Origin of the sequence: Micromonospora sp. NPDC047644 (genome assembly GCF_040704315.1) — a bacterium.
Classification (GTDB): domain Bacteria; phylum Actinomycetota; class Actinomycetes; order Mycobacteriales; family Micromonosporaceae; genus Micromonospora.
This window is the reverse complement of the sequence record NZ_JBEYSY010000008.1, coordinates 186,231-203,962: the sequence shown is the minus strand read 5'-3', so window position 1 is coordinate 203,962 and position 17,732 is coordinate 186,231. Positions and strand designations below refer to the sequence as shown.

16 protein-coding genes are annotated in these 17,732 nt (G+C 70.8%); 1 reads left to right on the top strand and 15 read right to left on the bottom strand.

Features of this window, described 5'->3' with window-relative positions; all coding sequences use genetic code 11:
* Positions 1 to 226: 226 nt before the first annotated feature.
* From AB0877_RS15480 to AB0877_RS15440, 9 genes are all read right to left on the bottom strand, one after another.
* A complete protein-coding gene (locus AB0877_RS15480) occupies positions 227 to 805 on the bottom strand; it encodes a sigma-70 family RNA polymerase sigma factor (protein ID WP_366609256.1) in 579 nt (192 codons plus the stop codon).
* Between the two features lie 67 nt (positions 806 to 872).
* Entirely contained in the window at positions 873 to 2,771 is a 1,899-nt protein-coding gene (locus AB0877_RS15475; RefSeq protein ID WP_366609254.1) for an ABC transporter ATP-binding protein, read from the bottom strand.
* A complete protein-coding gene (locus AB0877_RS15470; protein WP_366609253.1) occupies positions 2,768 to 4,474 on the bottom strand; it encodes an ABC transporter ATP-binding protein in 1,707 nt (568 codons plus the stop codon). The genes AB0877_RS15475 and AB0877_RS15470 overlap by 4 nt, the downstream gene beginning before the upstream one ends.
* Before the next feature lie 155 nt (positions 4,475 to 4,629).
* A complete protein-coding gene (locus tag AB0877_RS15465) occupies positions 4,630 to 5,172 on the bottom strand; it encodes a gluconokinase (RefSeq protein WP_366609251.1) in 543 nt (180 codons plus the stop codon).
* Positions 5,162 to 6,391 carry a D-mannonate dehydratase ManD gene (manD, locus tag AB0877_RS15460; protein WP_366609249.1) on the bottom strand — a complete coding sequence of 410 codons (1,230 nt, stop codon included), beginning with the start codon at positions 6,389 to 6,391 and terminating at the stop codon, positions 5,162 to 5,164. Before manD ends, AB0877_RS15465 begins: the two co-directional genes overlap by 11 nt.
* A gap of 31 nt (positions 6,392 to 6,422) precedes the next feature.
* Positions 6,423 to 7,571 carry a galactonate dehydratase gene (gene dgoD / locus AB0877_RS15455; protein WP_366609248.1) on the bottom strand — a complete coding sequence of 383 codons (1,149 nt, stop codon included), beginning with the start codon at positions 7,569 to 7,571 and terminating at the stop codon, positions 6,423 to 6,425.
* A 7-nt stretch (positions 7,572 to 7,578) separates the two neighbouring features.
* Positions 7,579 to 8,394 (bottom strand): carbohydrate ABC transporter permease, encoded by an 816-nt coding sequence (locus AB0877_RS15450; protein WP_366609247.1) that lies wholly within the window; start codon positions 8,392 to 8,394, stop codon positions 7,579 to 7,581.
* Positions 8,391 to 9,341, bottom strand: coding sequence for a sugar ABC transporter permease (locus AB0877_RS15445; RefSeq protein WP_366609245.1), 951 nt, complete (start codon positions 9,339 to 9,341; stop codon positions 8,391 to 8,393). The genes AB0877_RS15450 and AB0877_RS15445 overlap by 4 nt, the downstream gene beginning before the upstream one ends.
* A 75-nt stretch (positions 9,342 to 9,416) precedes the next feature.
* Positions 9,417 to 10,655: a sugar ABC transporter substrate-binding protein gene (locus AB0877_RS15440; protein WP_366609244.1), complete on the bottom strand. Its 1,239-nt coding sequence runs from the start codon at positions 10,653 to 10,655 to the stop codon at positions 9,417 to 9,419.
* A gap of 186 nt (positions 10,656 to 10,841) precedes the next feature.
* Between AB0877_RS15440 and AB0877_RS15435 the strand changes: the two genes are divergently transcribed.
* A complete protein-coding gene (locus AB0877_RS15435; RefSeq protein ID WP_366609243.1) occupies positions 10,842 to 11,615 on the top strand; it encodes an FCD domain-containing protein in 774 nt (257 codons plus the stop codon).
* A gap of 115 nt (positions 11,616 to 11,730) precedes the next feature.
* Here the strand turns inward: AB0877_RS15435 and AB0877_RS15430 are convergent, their stop codons facing one another.
* The 6 genes from AB0877_RS15430 to AB0877_RS15405 form a co-directional block, all read right to left on the bottom strand.
* Entirely contained in the window at positions 11,731 to 13,056 is a 1,326-nt protein-coding gene (locus AB0877_RS15430; protein WP_366609241.1) for a carbohydrate-binding domain-containing protein, read from the bottom strand.
* A gap of 186 nt (positions 13,057 to 13,242) precedes the next feature.
* Entirely contained in the window at positions 13,243 to 13,989 is a 747-nt protein-coding gene (locus AB0877_RS15425; RefSeq protein ID WP_366609239.1) for a DUF6069 family protein, read from the bottom strand.
* 5 nt (positions 13,990 to 13,994) lie between these two features.
* The gene (locus tag AB0877_RS15420) at positions 13,995 to 14,993 is read right to left on the bottom strand and encodes an RNA polymerase subunit sigma-70 (RefSeq protein ID WP_366609238.1); all 999 of its coding nucleotides are present in this window, start codon (positions 14,991 to 14,993) and stop codon (positions 13,995 to 13,997) included.
* Between the two features lie 154 nt (positions 14,994 to 15,147).
* A complete protein-coding gene (locus tag AB0877_RS15415; RefSeq protein WP_366609237.1) occupies positions 15,148 to 16,059 on the bottom strand; it encodes a hypothetical protein in 912 nt (303 codons plus the stop codon).
* Between the two features lie 12 nt (positions 16,060 to 16,071).
* Positions 16,072 to 16,860 (bottom strand): SDR family oxidoreductase, encoded by a 789-nt coding sequence (locus AB0877_RS15410; protein ID WP_366609235.1) that lies wholly within the window; start codon positions 16,858 to 16,860, stop codon positions 16,072 to 16,074.
* Entirely contained in the window at positions 16,860 to 17,699 is an 840-nt protein-coding gene (locus tag AB0877_RS15405; RefSeq protein WP_366609234.1) for a fumarylacetoacetate hydrolase family protein, read from the bottom strand. Before AB0877_RS15405 ends, AB0877_RS15410 begins: the two co-directional genes overlap by 1 nt.
* Between the last annotated feature and the right edge of the window lie 33 nt (positions 17,700 to 17,732).

Sequence of the window (17,732 nt, the reverse complement as noted above, 5' to 3'; positions counted from 1 at the left end):
GTCCGTCGGGACGCCCTGTGAGGCGGTGCCGACTATTGGCCGCGGGCCGGGTGCAATCGGCCTCCGGCTCGGCACGTGTCTGTGGTGGGAGTCCACATGTGGAAGAGGGGCCGTGCCAGGCGACCAGCCAGACGACCGCGTCACTTCGGCCGGTTCTTCCAGACCTCCTAAGGCCGGGTCACCGCGCAGATCCACGCGTACCTCGGTGACCGGACCGTGCCCACCCTCAGCCTGTCCGCCGGTCGTGGCTCGGGGCGCCGTCGAGCTGCCAGGCCGCGGCGAGATCCTCACGGGCCCGGGCCACCCGGGACCGGATCGTGCCGACCGGGCACTGGCAGATCTCCGCCGCCTCGGCGTACGACAGGCCGAGCACCTGGGTGGCGACGAACGCCTCGCGGCGCTCGCGGGCCAGGCCGGCGATCAGCTGGTGCACCGTCACGCTCTCGTCGGCCCCGGCGGTGATCGCCCCGGCGGCCTCGGCCGCCGCCTGCCAGTCCGGCACGGACGCCAGCCTCGGCCGGGCCACCGCCGTGCGCACATGGTCGACGGCGACCCGTCGGGCGATCGTGAACACCCACGTGCGGGCCGACGAGCGGCCGGCGAAGCCGGGGAGGTTGCGCAATGCCCGCAGGAACGTCTCCTGGGTCAGGTCGTCCGCCTCACCCGGCCCGGCGAGATGCGACAGGAACCGCCAGACCTGGTCCTGGAGGGCCCGGATGAACGCCGTCGCGGCCTGCCGGTCGCCCTGGCCCGCCTCCTGCGCCCACCGGGTGACCTGGGCGTCGTCAACGCCGCCGGTCCGCACAGACCACCGTCCTGTGTGCCACGGGCGCTCCTTTTCGGCCGAGAGGCCGTCGTCGGGACGCCGCCGGTCAGCCGCGCACTCTGGTTGTCGCCGGCGGGTCCGGAAAAGTTCCCGGGGCTCCCACATTCGGGTGACCGTGGTCCAGGATCCGCTCGGTGCTCTTCCGGGCCGGCGGCGGCACCGGTTCGGGCGTACGCCAGGACCGCCACAGGTTGCTGTAGCCGCCACCGGCCGCGAGCAGCTCGGCGTGCGTGCCGTGCTCGGCGACGCGACCCTGGTCCAGGACGACGATGCGGTCCGCGGTGGCCGCCTGGCTGAGCCGGTGGGCGACGACCAACGTGGTACGGCCCTCGGTGGCCGCCACGGCGGCCCGGTCGAGGTCGCGCGCGCCCGCGCTGCCCGCCTCCGCGGTGGCCTCGTCGAGGACCGCGACGGCGGGGTCGGCGAGAACCAGGCGGGCCAGCGCGAGATGCTGGGCCTGCGCCGCGGTGAGCTGCCGGCCGCCCTCTCCCACCGCGGTCGCCAGCCCGTCCGGCAGGGTACGCAGCCACCCGGTGGCGCCGACGAGGTCGAGGGCGCGGGTCAGCTCGGCGTCGGTGGCGTCCGGGTCGGCCAGGCGCAGGTCCTCGGCGAGCGGTCCGGCGAACACGTGCACCTCCTGGCTGATCAGCGCGATCTCCCGCCGGAGCTGGTGTTCGCCGAGGTGGGCCAACGGCACGCCGCGCAGGCGCACCGAACCCTGGCTGGGCTCGACGATGCCGGCGATGATGCCGGCGAGGGTGCTCTTGCCCGCGCCGCTCGCGCCGACCAGCGCCACGCGCTCCCCGGGCGTGAGACGTAGGGCGACGTCCCGCAGCACGACCGGTCCGTCGTCGTAGCGGTGTTGCGCGACGGTCACCTCCAGCGCCGCGGGCTCGGGCCGCTCCGGACGGGCCGGCCGGCGACCGTCGGGCGACGCGGTGTCCGGCAGTGTGGTCACCCCGACGAGCCGGGCGAGGCTCGCGCCGGCCTGGAGCACCGAGTCCGACTCGAACAGCAGCAGGCCGATGGGGTTGAAGAGGCGGTGGAAGTAGAGGGCGGCGGTGGTCGCCGCGCCGACGGTCGACAGGTCCTCGCGGACCAGCAGGAAGCCGGCGAGCAGCACGGCGGCCAGCCCCACGAACTCGGACCTGTTGATGCGCAGCCCGAACCGGGTGAACAGGCCGAAGATCTCCAGCGACAGGTCGCGGGCGACGCCGGAGCGAGCCGCGATCCGGGCGACGTTCGCGTCCTCCATCCGGTAGGCGCGTACCGTCGCCGCGCCGCGCAGCGCCTCGGCCGTCGCCTGCGTACGCTCGCCCGTCGCCACCCGCTCACGGGCGTAGTACGGCGCCGAGCGTGTGAGGTACCACCGCAGCGCCAGCGCGTACGCCGGTGCGGCGGCCAGCCCGGCGATGCCGAGCCGCCAGTCGAGGGCGAAGAGCCCCAGCGCGGTCAACACGATGGACAGCGTCGCGCCGAGGAAGGCGGGGCCGCTGGTGGCGATCACGTTCGTCACCACCGCCACGTCGTCGCCGGCCCGGGCCACCAGGTCGCCGGTCCCGGCTCGTTCCAGGGTGGCCGACGGCAGGTGCAGCGCACGGTCGAGGACCCGCTCCCGGAGCCGGGCCAGCACCGTCTCGCCGAGACGTGCGGAGACCGCGGCTCCGGCCGCGGTGAGGAGCCCCGCGAGCACCGCCGCACCGGCGATCACGCCCGCCCAGGTCACGACCTGCGGTGTGTCGGTGCCGGCGATGACGTCGTCGACGAGGCGACCGAGCACCCACGGCGCGACGAGCCCGGTCGCGGACGCGGCGACCAGCAACGTGCCGGCGACGGCGCTGAGCAGCGGCAGGCGGGACAGTTCGATCCGGAGGGCGGCCCAGGTCTGCCGGCCGGTGGCCGTCGGCAGCAACTGCCGGCCGCTCGCGGTCGACGGGTCGGTCATCGCAGGACCTCTTCCCGGTAGCGGGTGTCGCTGGCGAGCAACCGCTCGTGCGGCCCCTCGGCGACGACCCGACCCTTGTCGATCACGGCGACCCGGTGCGTGACGTGCAGCAGGGCCGGGCTGGTGGTGATCAGCACCGTGGCGCGGGTGTCCGCCGCGCGTACCGAGGCCAGCCCTTCGGCGAGCAGCGCCTCGGTCACCGCGTCGACGGCGGTGGTGGGGTTGTGCAGCACCAGCACGGGTGGATCGGCGACGAGCGCACGGGCGAGCCCGATCCGCTGCCGCTGGCCGCCGGACAGGTTCGCTCCCCGCTCGGTGAGCCGGCGGTCGAAACCGTCCGGGTGTGCGGTGAGCACGTCCTCGGCGGCGGCGGCCCGCACGGCGGCCCGCAGGACCGTGTCGTCGACCTGGGCATCGGCGCTGAGGTTGGCGCGCAGGGTGCCCTCGAACAGCGCCACGTCGTGTGGCTCCACCAGGACCACGGCGCGAGCGGCGTCGATGTGCAGGTCCTCGACGGGTACGGCGTCGACGTACAGCGTCCCCCGGTAGTCGGCGTGGTGCACCCGGCCGGCCAGCAGCGCGACAAGCGCTTCGGCCTCGCTCGGGTCGTAGGCGAGCACGCCCACGATCTCACCGGCGCGGACGTGCAGGCTGACGGCGTCGAGGCCGGCGTGCGAGACCGCATCGAGGGCAAGCCGGGACGGGCTCGGGGTGGGCGGTCCGGCGTCGCCCGGCGCAAGGACCGGCGCCGCGCCGAGGACCCGCGCGACCCGCGCCGCCGAGGCGCGGGCCATGGCGAACAGTTGTACGCAGTACCCGAGCGTCTGCACCGGCTCGGCGATGAACTGGGCCAGCCCGACGACGGCGACGAGTTCGCCGATGGTGAGCCGACCCTGGAGCGCGAGCCAGCCCGCGACACCGGCGACCGTCGCGAGGAAGAGTCCGTTGACCATGGTGGTGAGGCCGAGGTGCAGGCCCTTGGTGGTGGCGGCGCGGAGGGTCACGTCGAGGGCGTGCCGGCTGGTGCCCGCGTACCGTCGGGCGGCGTGGTCCTGCGCGCCGATGCCGCGTAGCACACGCAGCCCGGTGACGAGGTCGACGGCGAGTGCCGTCGTGGCCGCGAGGGCCTCCTGCTGCGACGTGCTGCGCCGGGTGAGCAACGGCGCCATCCGCTGGAGGGCGACGACCAGCAGCGGTACGCCGACGAGCACCCCGAGCCCGAGGGGCACGTCGACGACGAGCAACGCGACGGCCGCGACCACGATCGCGGTGAGCGCCGCGGCGGTGAGCCCGGCGACGCGTACGACCAGTGCGGACAGCTCAGCGTCGGAGGCCGTGACGGACAGCAGTTCGCCATCGCGCAGACCCGAGCGGTGTCCGCGCGGGTCGAGGGCGCTTCGGACGATCTCGACGCGGGTCGCGTGCGCCTCGTGTTCGACGGCGGCGTAGGCGAGCCGGGCGCCGGCGCGGTAGGCGAAGGCGAGGGCGGTGAACAGGGCGGCGAGGCCGGCGAGGGAGAGCAGCAGCGCGGCGACGTCCCCGGTGGCCACCGCCCGGTCGATGATCACGCCGATGGCAACCGGTACGAGGGCCTCGGTGGCCTGGTGGGCGCAGAGCAGCACGATACCGAGCACCACCCGGCGGCGCTGTCGGCGCAGAGCGCGGCGGAGCACCACGCTCCCGCTGATCTCGGCGACTGTCATGCTCGGATCAATGGGGGCATGGCGGCAGACTCCACTAGGTGAGGGCAGGCTAACCTAACATGCCCTCGGCCAGCCGCAGCCGCCGGAGTGCGGTGACGCCGGCCGCCTTGCCGTGGACGGCAGGGGCCGGCGTCGACGGTCCGCATCCGCCTCGGCTACCGCTCCCCCGCCGCAGTCCAGATGGGCAGGCCGAGCCTCCTGACGGCTATCGCGACCAGGGCTCGCGGCGGGAGCGAGACGTCGAGCACGAGCACCGACTCGTCCGGCTCGGCCGGTTCGAGCGTGGCGAGCTGCGACTCCAGCAGACTCGCCGGCATGTAGTGCCCCTCGCGTCGCGCCATTCGCTCCCGGATGACCTCCGCGGGCCCGTTGAGGTGCACGAAGTCCACCCGCGGCGCGCCCTGGCGGAGCACGTCCCGGTACGACCGCCGCAAGGCCGAGCAGGCCAACACCGTCGAGCTGCCCTCCGCGCCGCGGTCGGCGATCCACCCGGCGATGTCTGCCAGCCAGGGCCACCGGGCGGTGTCGTCCAGCGGTACGCCGGAGCGCATCCGCGCCACGTTCTGCGGGGAGTGGAACTCGTCCGCCTCGGCGAACGTCAGCCCGGTCGCCGCCCCGATCCCACGTGCCACAGTGGTCTTGCCGGACCCGGAGACGCCCATCACCACCACGTGCCGGCCACCCGGCTCACCAGTCATGGACCGTGCCGTCCTTGAGCCGGTTGAACGGCAGGTACGCCGGCTCGTACGGGAACCGGGCCGCCGCCTCCTCGTCGAGCTCCACCCCGAGCCCCGGCTGGTCGCCCGGATGCAGGTAGCCGTCGGTGAAGGTGAACGACTGCCGGAACACCTCGTTGGCCAACGGGGTGTGCTTCATGTACTCCTGGATCCCGAAGTTGTGGATGGCCAGGTCCAGGTGCAGGGCCGCGGCCATCCCCACCGGGGAGATGTCGGTCGGGCCGTGGATGCCCGACTTGATCTGGTACTGGGCGGCGAAGTCGAGCAGCTTGCGCATCGCGGTGATGCCGCCGGTGTGGGTGACGGCGGACCGGACGTAGTCGATCAACTGCTCCCGGATCAGGGTCTGGTAGTCCCAGACGGTGTTGAAGACCTCACCGATGGCCAGCGGGGTGGTGGTGTGCTGGCGGACCAGCCGCAGCGCCTCCTGGTTCTCGGCCGGGGTGCAGTCCTCCAGCCAGAACAGGTCGTACGGTTCGAGGGCCTTGCCGAGCTTGGCGGCCTGGATCGGCGTCATCCGGTGGTGACCGTCGTGCAGCAGCGGCAACTCCGGGCCGAACTCGCCGCGCACCGCCTCGAAGACCGACGGTAGGTGGCGCAGGTACGCGCGGGTGTCCCAGTCCTCCTCGGCGGGCAGCGGGGTGCGCTGCGCGGGCTCGTAGTCGTAGCGCTGGCCGGTGGCGCTGGGTTGCGCGGCCACGCCGTAGACCGCGTTGATCCCCGGCACCGCGGTCTGCACCCGGATCGACCGGAAGCCCTCGTCGAGGTGGCTGCGGATCGAGTCGAACAGCTCGGGGATGTCCCGCCCCGACGCGTGCCCGTACGCCATGATCCCGGTGCGGGACGCACCACCGAGCAGTTGGTACAGCGGCATGCCGGCGGCCTTGGCCAAGATGTCCCACAGCGCGACGTCCACCGCGGCGATGGCCGCCATGGTGACCGGACCCCGACGCCAGTACGCCGAGCGGTACAGGAACTGCCAGGTGTCCTCGATCCGGTGCGGGTCCCGTCCCATCAGCAGTGGGGCGACGTGGTCGCGCAGGTACGAGGCGACGGAGAGCTCGCGGCCGTTGAGCGTGGCGTCGCCCAGACCGGTGATGCCCTCATCAGTGGTGATCTTGAGGGTGACGAAGTTCCGGTCGGGGCTGGTCACGATGATGTCTGCTGCGACGATCTTCACGGGGTGCCTTTCGTTCTCGCCGGTCGGGGTCTCACCACTCCGCGTAGGAGCCGTCGGGGTGCCGCCAGGTCGGGCTGCGCCAGGCGTGCCCGCGCTTGTCCGCGGTCCGCACCGCGTGTTCGTCGATCTCGATGCCGAGACCGGGCGCGGTCAACTTCTTCACGTACCCGTCGACGAAGGTCAGCGGAGTCTGGTCGAGGCAGTAGTCGAGCACCTCGGCACCCTGGTTGTAGTGGATGCCGATGCTCTGCTCCTGGATCAGGAAGTTGGGTGTGGCGAAACCGACCTGGAGGCAGGCGGCGAGGGCGATCGGCCCGAGCGGGCAGTGCGGGGCGAGCTGCACGTCGTACACCTCGGCCAACGTGGCGATCTTGCGAACCTCGGTGATGCCGCCGGCGTGCGCGAGGTCCGGCTGGGCCACGGCGATGCCGGCCTGCAGGACGGGCAGGAACTCCTGCCGGCTGTAGAGCCGCTCCCCCGTCGAGACGGGGATGGTGGTGCTGCGGACGACCTCACCGATCAGATGCGAGTTCTCCGGCACCACCGGCTCTTCGAGAAAGATTGGCCGGTACGGCTCCAGCAGCGGGGCGACCCGCCGGACGTTGGCGACCGTGAACCGACCGTGGAAGTCCACCGCCACGTCTCGGTCGTCACCGAGGACCTCCCGGGCGACGGCCACCCGCTGCACCACCGCGTCGAGGTCGGCGACCGAGGCGAGCGCGCCCATCCGCCCGGACGCGTTCATCTTCACGGCGGTCAGGCCCGCCTCGATCCGGGCGCTGATCTGGTCGCGAATCTCGGCGGGCTCGTCACCACCGATCCAGCCGTAGACCCGGATCCGGTCCCGGACCGGCCCGCCGAGGAGCTGGTGCACGGGGGCCCCGTAGTGCTTGCCGGCGATGTCCCAGAGCGCCTGGTCCAGACCGGACACCGCGCTGGCCAGGATCGGGCCACCCCGGTAGAAGGACCCCTTGGTCAGCACCTGCCAGTGGTCCTCGATGCGCAGCGCGTCACGTCCCGTGAGCAGCTCGCTGAGTTGGTGGACGGCCGTGCGCACGGTCTCGGACCGGCCCTCGCAGGTCGCCTCGCCCCAGCCGACGATGCCGGACTCCGTCTCGATCCGGACGAACAGCCAACGCGGCGCGACCAGGAACGTCTCCACCTTCGCGATCGTCGTCATGTCCCGGTCAGCCCTTCGTGGCACCGGCGGTGAGGCCGGAGACGACGTACTTCTGCACGAACAGGGCGATCAGCATGATCGGCAGGGTGACCACCGTCGCGGCGGCCATCAGGCCGCCCCAGTCGATGCTGGCGTAGCCGACGAAGTCGAAGATCGCGACGGGCAGCGTCTTGGTGTCGGCGCCGGAGAGCACCAGGGCGAACATGAAGTTGTTCCAGGAGAAGATGAAGGAGAGGATGCCGGCGGTCGCGACGCCGGGCACCGACAGCGGCAGGGTGATCCGCCGGAACGCGCCGATGTGGGTCAGCCCGTCGACCAGCGCCGCTTCTTCCAACTCGGTCGGCAGGCCGTCGAAGTAACCCATCATGATGTAGACGATCAGCGGCAGCGACACGAACATGTGGCTCAGGATCAGCACGGTGAAGCCGCCGACCATCTTCAGGTTCGAGAAGACGTAGTACCAGGGCACCAGGAGCGAGACGCCGGGGATGACCCGGGCCATGAGCACGACGAGCGCGGACTTCTTCATGGTGAACCGGCTCATCGAGTACGCGGCGGGCACCCCGAGCAGGAGCGAGAGCGTGGTGGCCGCGAACGCCACCCAGAGGCTGTTGCCGATGAACTCGAGGTAGTTCGCCTGCTGGAGAACGGTCTCGTAGTTCTTCAGGCTGGGCGAGAAGACGAACGCCTTGGCCGTGTCGTAGATGTCCACGTTGGTCTTGAACGACGCGGCGATCATCCAGAGCAGCGGTGCCATCAGCGCGAACACCACGACGACGAGAGCCGAGTTGCGGAACACCCGGTACGGCTTGCTCGGCTTCATCGGCCCAGCCCCTTCTTGCGATAGGTGAGGGCCCACATCACCCCGATGATGATCAGGAAGAAGATGATGAGGACTGTCGACGAGACGCCGTAGTCGTTGTAGTCGAAGCTGAGGCCGTACGCGTAGACGTTGAGGGTCTCGACCTCGTGGAAGGACCCGCCACCGCGCCCCTTGGTGGCGTAGAGGATGTCGAACGTCTTCAGCGCGTCGATGCCGCGCAGCAGGATGGCGACGATCACCGTGGGCATCAGCAGCGGGAGGGTGACGTGCCGGAACCGCTGCCAACTGCTGGCGCCGTCGATCCGGGCCGCCTCCTGGGGCTCGTCGGAGAGCGAGGTGAGCCCGGCGAGCAGGATCAGCACGACCATCGGCGTCCACTGCCAGATGTCGATGAACATCGTCGTCGGCAGGGCCGAGTGCTGCCCGGCCAGCCAGGGCTGGGGGCCGATGCCGATCCAGCCGAGCAGTTGGTTCGCCATCCCGATGTTGGGGTCGAAGATCAGGCGCCACATCATGCCGACCGCCACCGGAGTGGCCACCAGCGGCAGGAGGATCGCGACGCGGACCCACTTCTCACCGCGGAAAGGCCGCCACAGCAGCAGGGCGATCGCCATGCCGAGAATGACCTCGAAGAACAGGACGACGCCGGTGAAGAGAACCGTACGCCAGACCGCCGGCCAGAACCGGTCGGTGTCGGTGAGCACGTCGAGGTAGTTCTGGACGCCGATGAACTCGAAGTCGGCGCGCACCGAACCCTCGGCGTCGGTCAGGCTCAGGTACCCGGTCCACGCCACCGGGAAGATGATCAGCACGGCGACGAACGCCATGGCGGGTGCCGCGAAGAGCCACTTGCGGTGTTCGTTGGCCCACCGTGACCAGGCGGAGTCTTGCGGGGGTGCCGTAGCGGCCTCGGGCGTGTCGGTGCGGGGGGTGATGACGGCTGACATGAGGGGTCTCCGGGTTCGCGGGTCAGGTCCCGGCGGGGCGGCGGAGCCCGTCGGCCCCGCCGCCCGGCGGTCGGGCTACTTCGCCTCGTCGTCGAGGAACTTCTGGAACGCCGCGTTCGCCGTGTCCGCCGAGCTGGCGGCGTCCTTGCCGGTGATCGCGTCGACGATCGGCTGTCCGACGATCTCCCGCGCCTGGGCCACCTTGACCACCAGCGGACGGTCGTGCCCGACCCCGTTGGCGGTGCTGACCGTGTTGGCCTCGGCGAGGTCCTTCGGGTAGGAGGCGGTACCCGCCGGGTTCGCCCAGACCGAGGTGCGGGCACCGGGTACGCCGGCCGTCTGCTGCGCCAGCGCCTGCTCCTTGCCGGCCGCCCACTGGATGAACTTCCAGGCGTTGTCCTTGTTCTCCGAGCTGTCGTTCACGCCGAGCGCCCAGGACGGGGTGTTGTACGGCTTCGATCCGGCCGGGCCGGCCGGGAAGGCGGCGAAGCCGACGGTGTCGACGACCTTGGACTTGGTCGGGTCGGTGGCGTTCTTGTAGAGCGAGTTGGCCTCGGTGTAGAAGGCGGCCTTGCCCTGCGTGAAGATCGCCATCGCCTCCGACCAGCTCATGTCGGTGCTGATGTTCTCGGGGCCGTGCTCCCGCAGAAGGCCGCCGTAGTAGGCGTACGCCTGCTTGGCCTGCTCGGTGTTGACACTGGCCTTCCCGCTGGCGTCCACGAAGTCGCCGCCGAAGCTGAAGAGGAAGCTGGAGAACTGCGTGACGGCGGCGGCCTTGCCGGTACGAGCGACGAAGCCGGCGACGCCCGGGTTGTCGGCCTCGATCTTCGCGGCCTGCGCCTTGAGCTCGTCGAGGGTCTTGGGCGGCGCGGTGAAGCCCGACTTCGTCAGCAGGTCCTTGCGGTAGTAGAGGACCTCCTGCTCGGTGATGATCGGCACCCCGACCACCTTGTCCTCATAGGTCGTCGCCTGCATCGGCCCGGCCTGGAAGTCACCGATCTCGAAGGCGCTGTCGGACTCGGCATCCTTGCTCAGGTCGGCGAGGTACTTGTTCTTGCCGAACAGCTTCCCCTCCTGAAGGGGCCGGTACATCATCACGTCGAGGTCGTCGGACCCGGCGTTCAGCTTGACGTTGTACTGGTCGGAGAGCTGGTCCTCACCGAGCTGGGTGACTTCGACGGTGAGGCCCGACTGCTTCTCGAACTCCGGCAGGACCTTCTTGATGTTCTCTGTCCACACGTGGTTGACCAGTGTCACGCGAACGGTCTTCGAGTCCTCGCCGCCGCCGTCGCCGCCGCAGGCGGTCAGGCTCACGGCGGCCACCACCACAGCCAGAGAAGTGCCGATTATCGATCGACGTCGCACGCTTGTCTCTCCTTCTGTCGTGGTCGCCGCCCCCGAGAGGACAACTACCTCGGCGTTACATCCGCTTAACATCCGGATGCTAGGCCGAAAAAGCTGATTACCTCAAGAGGTAGATGCAAATGATATGATCTTTGAGTGGAACCGTCCTCACCAGAGGTTGCAGCCGTTCCGGCCCGTCCCGCCGAGTCCGGGCTGCACGCGCGCGTCCTCGACCACCTCGGCACCGCCATCTGCGGCGGCGAGTTGGCACCCGGTTCGGTCCTCAACATCGACGAGCTGGTCGACCGGTACGCCGTGTCCCGCTCGGTCGTCCGCGAGGTGCTACGGGTGCTGGCCTCGATCGGATTCATCGAGGCGCGCCGACGGGTGGGGGTGATGATCCGACCGGCGAGCGCGTGGAACGTCTTCGATCCGCAGGTGATCCGTTGGCGTCTCGCCTCGGCCGGCCGGATGGCCCAGCTCCGCTCGATAACCGAGCTACGCACCGCCGTCGAACCGCACGCGGCCTATCTGGCCGCCAGCCGGATCGGCCGTGACGAGGCGAGCGACCTCGTCGGGCTGGCGGCGAAGATGTGGGCGGCCGGCGAGGCCGGGGACGAGGAGCGCTTCCTGCACCTCGACATCGAGTTTCACCGGCGCGTCCTGCTCGCCTCCGGCAACGAGATGTTCCTCCGGCTCCAGGAGCTGGTCGCGGAGGTGCTCACCGGCCGGCACAAGCACCACCTCATGCCGCACCACCCGCATCAGCAGGCCCTCCAGATGCACGCCGACGTTGCCCAGGCGATCCAGCGGCGCGACGGTGAGCGCGCCCGGCAGGCCATGGTGCAGCTGATGGGGCAGGCGTTCGACGAGATGAAGTCACTGTGGGAGCAGACCGGCGAGCCCGACCGCGGGGCGACCATCCGCTGACCGGTCACCCCATGATCGACTCGGCCTTCCGGATGTCGCGGTTTCGGATCACCCCGGACACCCCGACATCCGTGAAGCCGAGTCGATCACCCAGCCAGAGCCCAGGGGGTACGCCTCAGCGGACCACGCCGATACCCGTGAACGACCTGTCGTACTCGGTGAACGACCGGTTCGTGTACGGCGCGTAGATCCAGGTCCGCAGCGAGTTGGCGGCGGTGTCGACCTCGACCAGGCGCACCGGGTTCGTGCTGTTGGAGTGGAACGTCTGGAGGAACGAGTAGATCTTGTTGCCGTTGACCCCGGTGTCGACCCGGTTGGCGGCGATGCCCGTGTGGCCGGAGAAGACGAACCGGATGTTGGTGTACTGCTTGACCAGGTTGTCGAAGAGGTACTGCGGGCTCGTCGCGCCGTACCCGGCACTCTGCTCGATTGCGCCGTTGCCGTCGATGTAGTCGTGGGTGACCACGATGACGTTGTGCCGGGGGTTGGCGGCGACGACGCTCCTGGCCCAGTTCACGGCCGCGACCCGGGGCCAGAGTTCCAGGGTCAGCACCATCCACTGCACGCCACCGGCCGTGAAGGTCGAGTACGAGTTGTCGACCTTGCCGGCCTCGAACTGCCCTCTGACCGCGCGGTACTGACTGACGGTGAAGTACTGGTTGAACACGCTGGTGTCGCGGATGAGTTCGCGGGTGCGGGCGGGGTCGCGGGCGGAGCCGCCGACGCCGGTCGCCTGGGTGTCGTGGTTGCCCAGAGCCAGCGCGTACGGGATGGCGGCGTTCTCGATCGGCCGCATCGCGTTACGGGCGATGACGTACTGCGCGTGGTCCGGGGTGTCCCAGTTGACCACGTCACCGGAGGAGGTCACGAAGCGCAGGTCCAGCGCCGACCGGTTCTGCGCCAACCAGTTCGTGCGGTTGAGGAACCGGGTGTCCGAGCTGTTGAGCACCTCCTGCTGGGTGTCCGGCAGGACGGCGAAGCTGAACGTCGGGTCGGTGGTGCCCGCGGTCTCCATCCGCGCGGACGCGATGTGGACGTTGCGGTCGCAGGAGCCGACCCGGAAGTCGTTGACGAGCTGGATCCGCACCGTGTGCTGGCCGGCGCCGACCGCAGCGCCGACCGGATAGGTGCCGTAACTGGTCGCGCTGACGATCGTGGTCTGGCCGACGTCGACACCGTCGACCGTCACCCGGACGGTGGGCCAGCCCTGGCAGTTGTCCCCGATGGCTCCGATCAGCACTCGCCCGGAGCCGCTGATGCTGGTGCTGGCGTAGCTGGAGTTGCTCCAGAGCGAGGCGTGCGTGCCGGAGGCGGGGACAGGGGTGCCGGTGGCCGTACGGATCGCCCCGTTCACGACGGTGAACGGAGAGGGCTCGGCGGCGCTCGCCGTGCTGCCGGCGAACGCTCCCCCCGCGATGACGACCACTGTCGCCACAGCCATCGCACCGATCGTGGACCTTGATCTCCTGATTCGCACTGCTGATCCTCCCTTGACGACGTATGCCCAGAAGCGGGGCATACGTAGCCTAGGAGGAATCGGGATGACACATGTGAATACGTAACGGCCATCCTGCGTACCCGGGCGGGCGGCCACCGGAGTGACCACCCACCCGCTCGAGAGAGACTGTCAGCGTCGGTCGGTCCGGGCACGGAGGCTTCGTGCCAGGACGGGAATCATCACCGCCGCGGCGACGACGTGCAGCCCGACCAGGGCGGTGACGGTGGCCGCGTTCCCCCCGGCGATGAGGGGCGGGACCAGCGAGAGCACGGTCAGGGCCACCGCCGTCCACACGAACCGGTCCGCGGGCCGAGCACTCCACCGGAGCAGCGCCACGGCGATGACGACACCCACCACCGAGAAGAAGCCGGTCACCACCGCGATCCCGGACAACGGAATCACCTCGCCACCATCGGGGATCTCGAAATCGACACCGGCGGCCCGGGCCAGCGCGGCGGCGAGGGTGGTGCTCACCACCGCCGCGACCGTCGCGATCACGCCGGTGCCGGCGAGCCCACGGAATCGGTGGGTGTGGCGGATTGGGCCCGATGCCGGGCCGGCGACGATCCCGGTGTCCTTCATGCTGTTCATGTCGTCTCCTTCAGACGGAGGCTGTCGTACCGGATGTGGTGGCTGAGGTGTGACGGCACCGGGCGTGAAGACCCGCACTCGCGCCGTGCGACGGTCGGGGTTGCACAGCGCACGGACGCCGGTGCCGCGCAGCCAGAAGCCGGCGTCGCGCCCGAGGACCGGCCCGGGTTCACCGTCGCGCAGCTCCAACTGCACCCGCCCGCTGGTGACCACGCCGAACGCGTCGTGCCACTCCGCCGCGACCACCTCGGCACGCGCGCCGCCGGGCAGGGTGAGCGTCCGCACCGGGACTACTCCGTGCCGTCCGCCGGCAGGCGTTCCGGCAGCCCGAGCCGCGGGAACTGGTCGCCGTGGAAGATGAAGACCTCGGTGATCGCGCCGCCGGTGATGCGCAGGACGTCGATCGTCAACGGCAGGTACGCGCCCTCCTGCTCCCGCCAGTGGTAGAAGGCGACGGCGGGCTGGCGGTTCACCGAGGTGGGGACCGCCCGCAGGCCCTTCATGCCATCGAAGCCGTCCTCCACCCAGCTGTTCACCACCGCGTCGCGGCCGACGTACAGGCCCGGCGTGGGCGGCATCGAATAGCGGACGTCGTCGCGCAGCATGGCGGCGAGCGCGTCGACGTTCGTGGCCACGCTGGCGTCGGTGAAGCGCCGCACCAGCTCGCGGGTGCCGGCGTCCTCGTCGCCGCCGGTCCAGTCCTGCCGCTCGGCGGGCAGGTGCTCCCGCATGCCGGCGCGAGCCCGCTGCAAGGCACTGTTGACCGAGTTGACCGAGTCACCGAGCAGCTCCGCGACGTCCCTGGCGGGCCAGCCGAGCACGTCCCGCAGGATCAGCACGGCTCGTGGACGCGGTGCGAGGTGCTGGACCGCGACCAGGTACGCCAGCTCGATCGTCTCCCGCGCGACGGCGACGGTCTCCGGCTCGTCCGCGTCGCCAGCGGGCAGCTCGTCGAGCAACCGGTCCGGGTAGGGCTGCAACCACAGCACCTCGCCGCCGGTCGCCGGCTCCGGGCGGCGCTTGGCGAGCAGGTCCAGGCAGGCGTTGGTGGCGATTCGGTACAGCCAGGCCCGGAACGTCGACCGCCCCTCGAAGGTCTCCCGCCGTCGCCAGGCACGCAGGAATGTCTCCTGCACGGTGTCCTCGGCGTCCTCGAACGAGCCGAGCATCCGGTAGCAGTGCACGTGCAGTTCCCGCCGGTGCCGCTGCGCCAGCCCCGAGAACGCCGGCTCGTCGACCTCGCCCAGACCGCTCACGCCCAGCTCCTGCAGCCGCGTGTCCGCACTCATCACGTCATCCTTCCGCCTCGTCATGTCCTGTCGTAGGTATGACGGGCGCGGATGCGACAACTCATCACTCCGGTCGCTCTGAACGACCTGAAAGGCGACGGGAGGCGACCCGCCGGCCGCAGGCACGGGTCACCGGGAGGCGACGATCGTCGCGCTAGTGCGAGGTGCCGCCGCTCGATCGACTCGTGCCGGCGGCGGACGGTCGGTGCGCGATGCGGGGCGCCCGCACCGCGGAGGCGTTGCCCGACCCCGGGCGGTAGTCCCGTGCCGCGCTGGCCACCATCTCGTCGGCGTCGCGGGTGAGCGTCTCCCGGATGTGCGGCGGAACGACGTCGGACGTCGCCATCGCCAGTCGGACCTGCACCGCGCGGTCGTCGACCAGGCGGGCGAGGTCCGCCTCGCTCAGCTCGACCGCCCGCACCAGCGCGGCGCGGACATCGACCACCGGGTCCACGGCGAGCGCGCTGCGCTGCGCGGCGGTGGTCCGCGGGTTGCGGGCGACCCCCTTGCGTACGCGTGCGGTGCGATCGGCCAGCAGGGCGTCGATCACGTCGGGGTCGTGGGTGTGCGTGCCGAGTCGTTCCCGCACCTCGGGTGACACATCGTCGATCAGCTTGGCGGCCAGCTCCGGCTCCAGTTGACGACTTTCCGCGAGGAGCCCGCGAAGCTCCTTGTCCGAGGTCTTCGACATGACCTGGCGGATCGACTCGTCGCAGGCCGGATTGCCGGCGACGGCCCAGCGGACCCACCGGTCGGCGTCCTTGACCAGGCGCATGAGGTTGGCGATCGACGCGGAGGGGTTCCTCGCCACGGCCTCCCGGACCTGACGATCATGGTCGCGGGTGAGCGGTCGCAGGGCCTGCGCGGGTGCGTCGACCCGAGAGGCGACCGCCTTGCGGACCAGGACCGACGGGTCGGACGCCAGGTCGATGAGGGTCATGTGTGGCGTCGTGGGGTCCTGAGCGATGGCGAGCCGAGCGTCAGCGCTGCCACCGATCGGACGGTGGGCGGTGGTGCCGGACGCGCGGTGACGGTCGGACGCGCCGACGTCCTGCTGTTTCCCCATGCCGCAATCATGTCACGCGCCCGATTCGGCAGGATTGGCCACGGGCCGGACGGGGGCGGGCAGGCGCAGGCCGGACATGCCGCCATCCACCGGCAGCGACGAGCCGGTCACCGACCTGGTCGCGGGCGAGGCCAGGTAGACGACTGTGGCGGCCACCTCGTCGGCGGTCACCAGGCGGCCGGTCGGCTGCCGGGCGGCCAACTGCCGCTTCTCCGCCGTCGGGTCGGCCGCACCGGCGAGCAGGCGGGCCACCCAGGGTGTGTCGACGGTGCCGGGGGCGACACAGTTGACCCGGACGCCTGCCGTCACCAGGTCGGCGGCCATGGCGAGGGTGAGGGCGTGCACGGCGCCCTTCGACGCCGAATAGAGGGCGCGTTTGGGCAGACCGGTGGTCGCGGCGATCGAGGAGATGTTGACGATCGCCGCGGACGACGACCGGCGCAGGTACGGCAGGGCGACGGCGCTGGTTCGGGCCACACCGGAGACGTTGACGTCGAGCACCCGGCTCCACTGCTCGTCGTCGTTCTCCTCCACGGTGCCCACGGCCGAGATGGCGGCGTTGTTCACCAGGATGTCGATGCCGCCGAACGTCTCCGCGACCGAGGCGACGGCCGCGGTGAGGGAGGACCGGTCGGCCACGTCCGCCTGGACGCCGAGCACCCCGGGTGCCTCCGGCAGCCCGGACAGCTCCAGGTCCAGGACACCAACCCGGGCGCCGGCGGCGACGAACGCCCGCACGCAAGCGAGACCGATCCCCGAGCCACCTCCGGTCACCACCGCCACCAGACCGTCGCACCGCATCAGGCGTCCCGGAGCGTGTTGCGCTGCCGACCGAGGCCGTCGATCTCGACCTCCATCACGTCGCCGCCGGCCAGGTACGGGAATCGGCCGGAGAGTGCCACTCCCTGCGGGGTGCCGGTGTTGATGACGTCGCCCGGGTCCAGGACGGTGTACTGGGACAGGTGCCAGACCAGGTACGCCACGTCGAAGATCATGTCCTTGGTGCTGGAGTCCTGGCGGGGCTCGCCGTTGACCCAGGAGCGCAGCCGCAGCGCCTGCGGGTCGCCGATCTCGTCGGCGGTGACCAGCCACGGGCCGAGCGGTTGGAACGTCTCACAGGACTTGCCCTTGGACCACTGGCCGCCGGAGACCGCCAGTTGGAAGTCCCGCTCGGAGACGTCGTTGGACAGCACGTACCCGGCGATGTGCCCGAGGGCGTCGGCCGGCGAGGCGAGGTAGCGGGCCGTTCGGCCGATCACCACCGCCAGTTCCACCTCCCAGTCGGTCTTCGTCGATCCGCGCGGGATGAGGACCTCGTCGTACGGGCCGACGACGGTGTTGGGCGCCTTGTAGAAGATGATCGGCTCGGTCGGTGGCGTGGCACCGGACTCGGCGGCGTGCGCGGCGTAGTTCTGCCCGACGCAGAGCACCACCCCCGGCCGGGCGACCGGTGCGCCGACCCGCTGCCCGGTGACGTCGATCTCGGGCAGGTCGGTGGCCTCGCGGGCCCGCCGAACGCCGTCGCCGGCAAGGAACTCGCCGTCGATGTCGACGGTGAGTGACGAGAGGTCGAAGTGCCGCCCATCGACGTACAGCACGGGGCGTTCCCGTCCCACCGGCCCGACGCGCATGAATCTCACGAACCGACCTCCACCGCCTGGGTCGTGAAGACC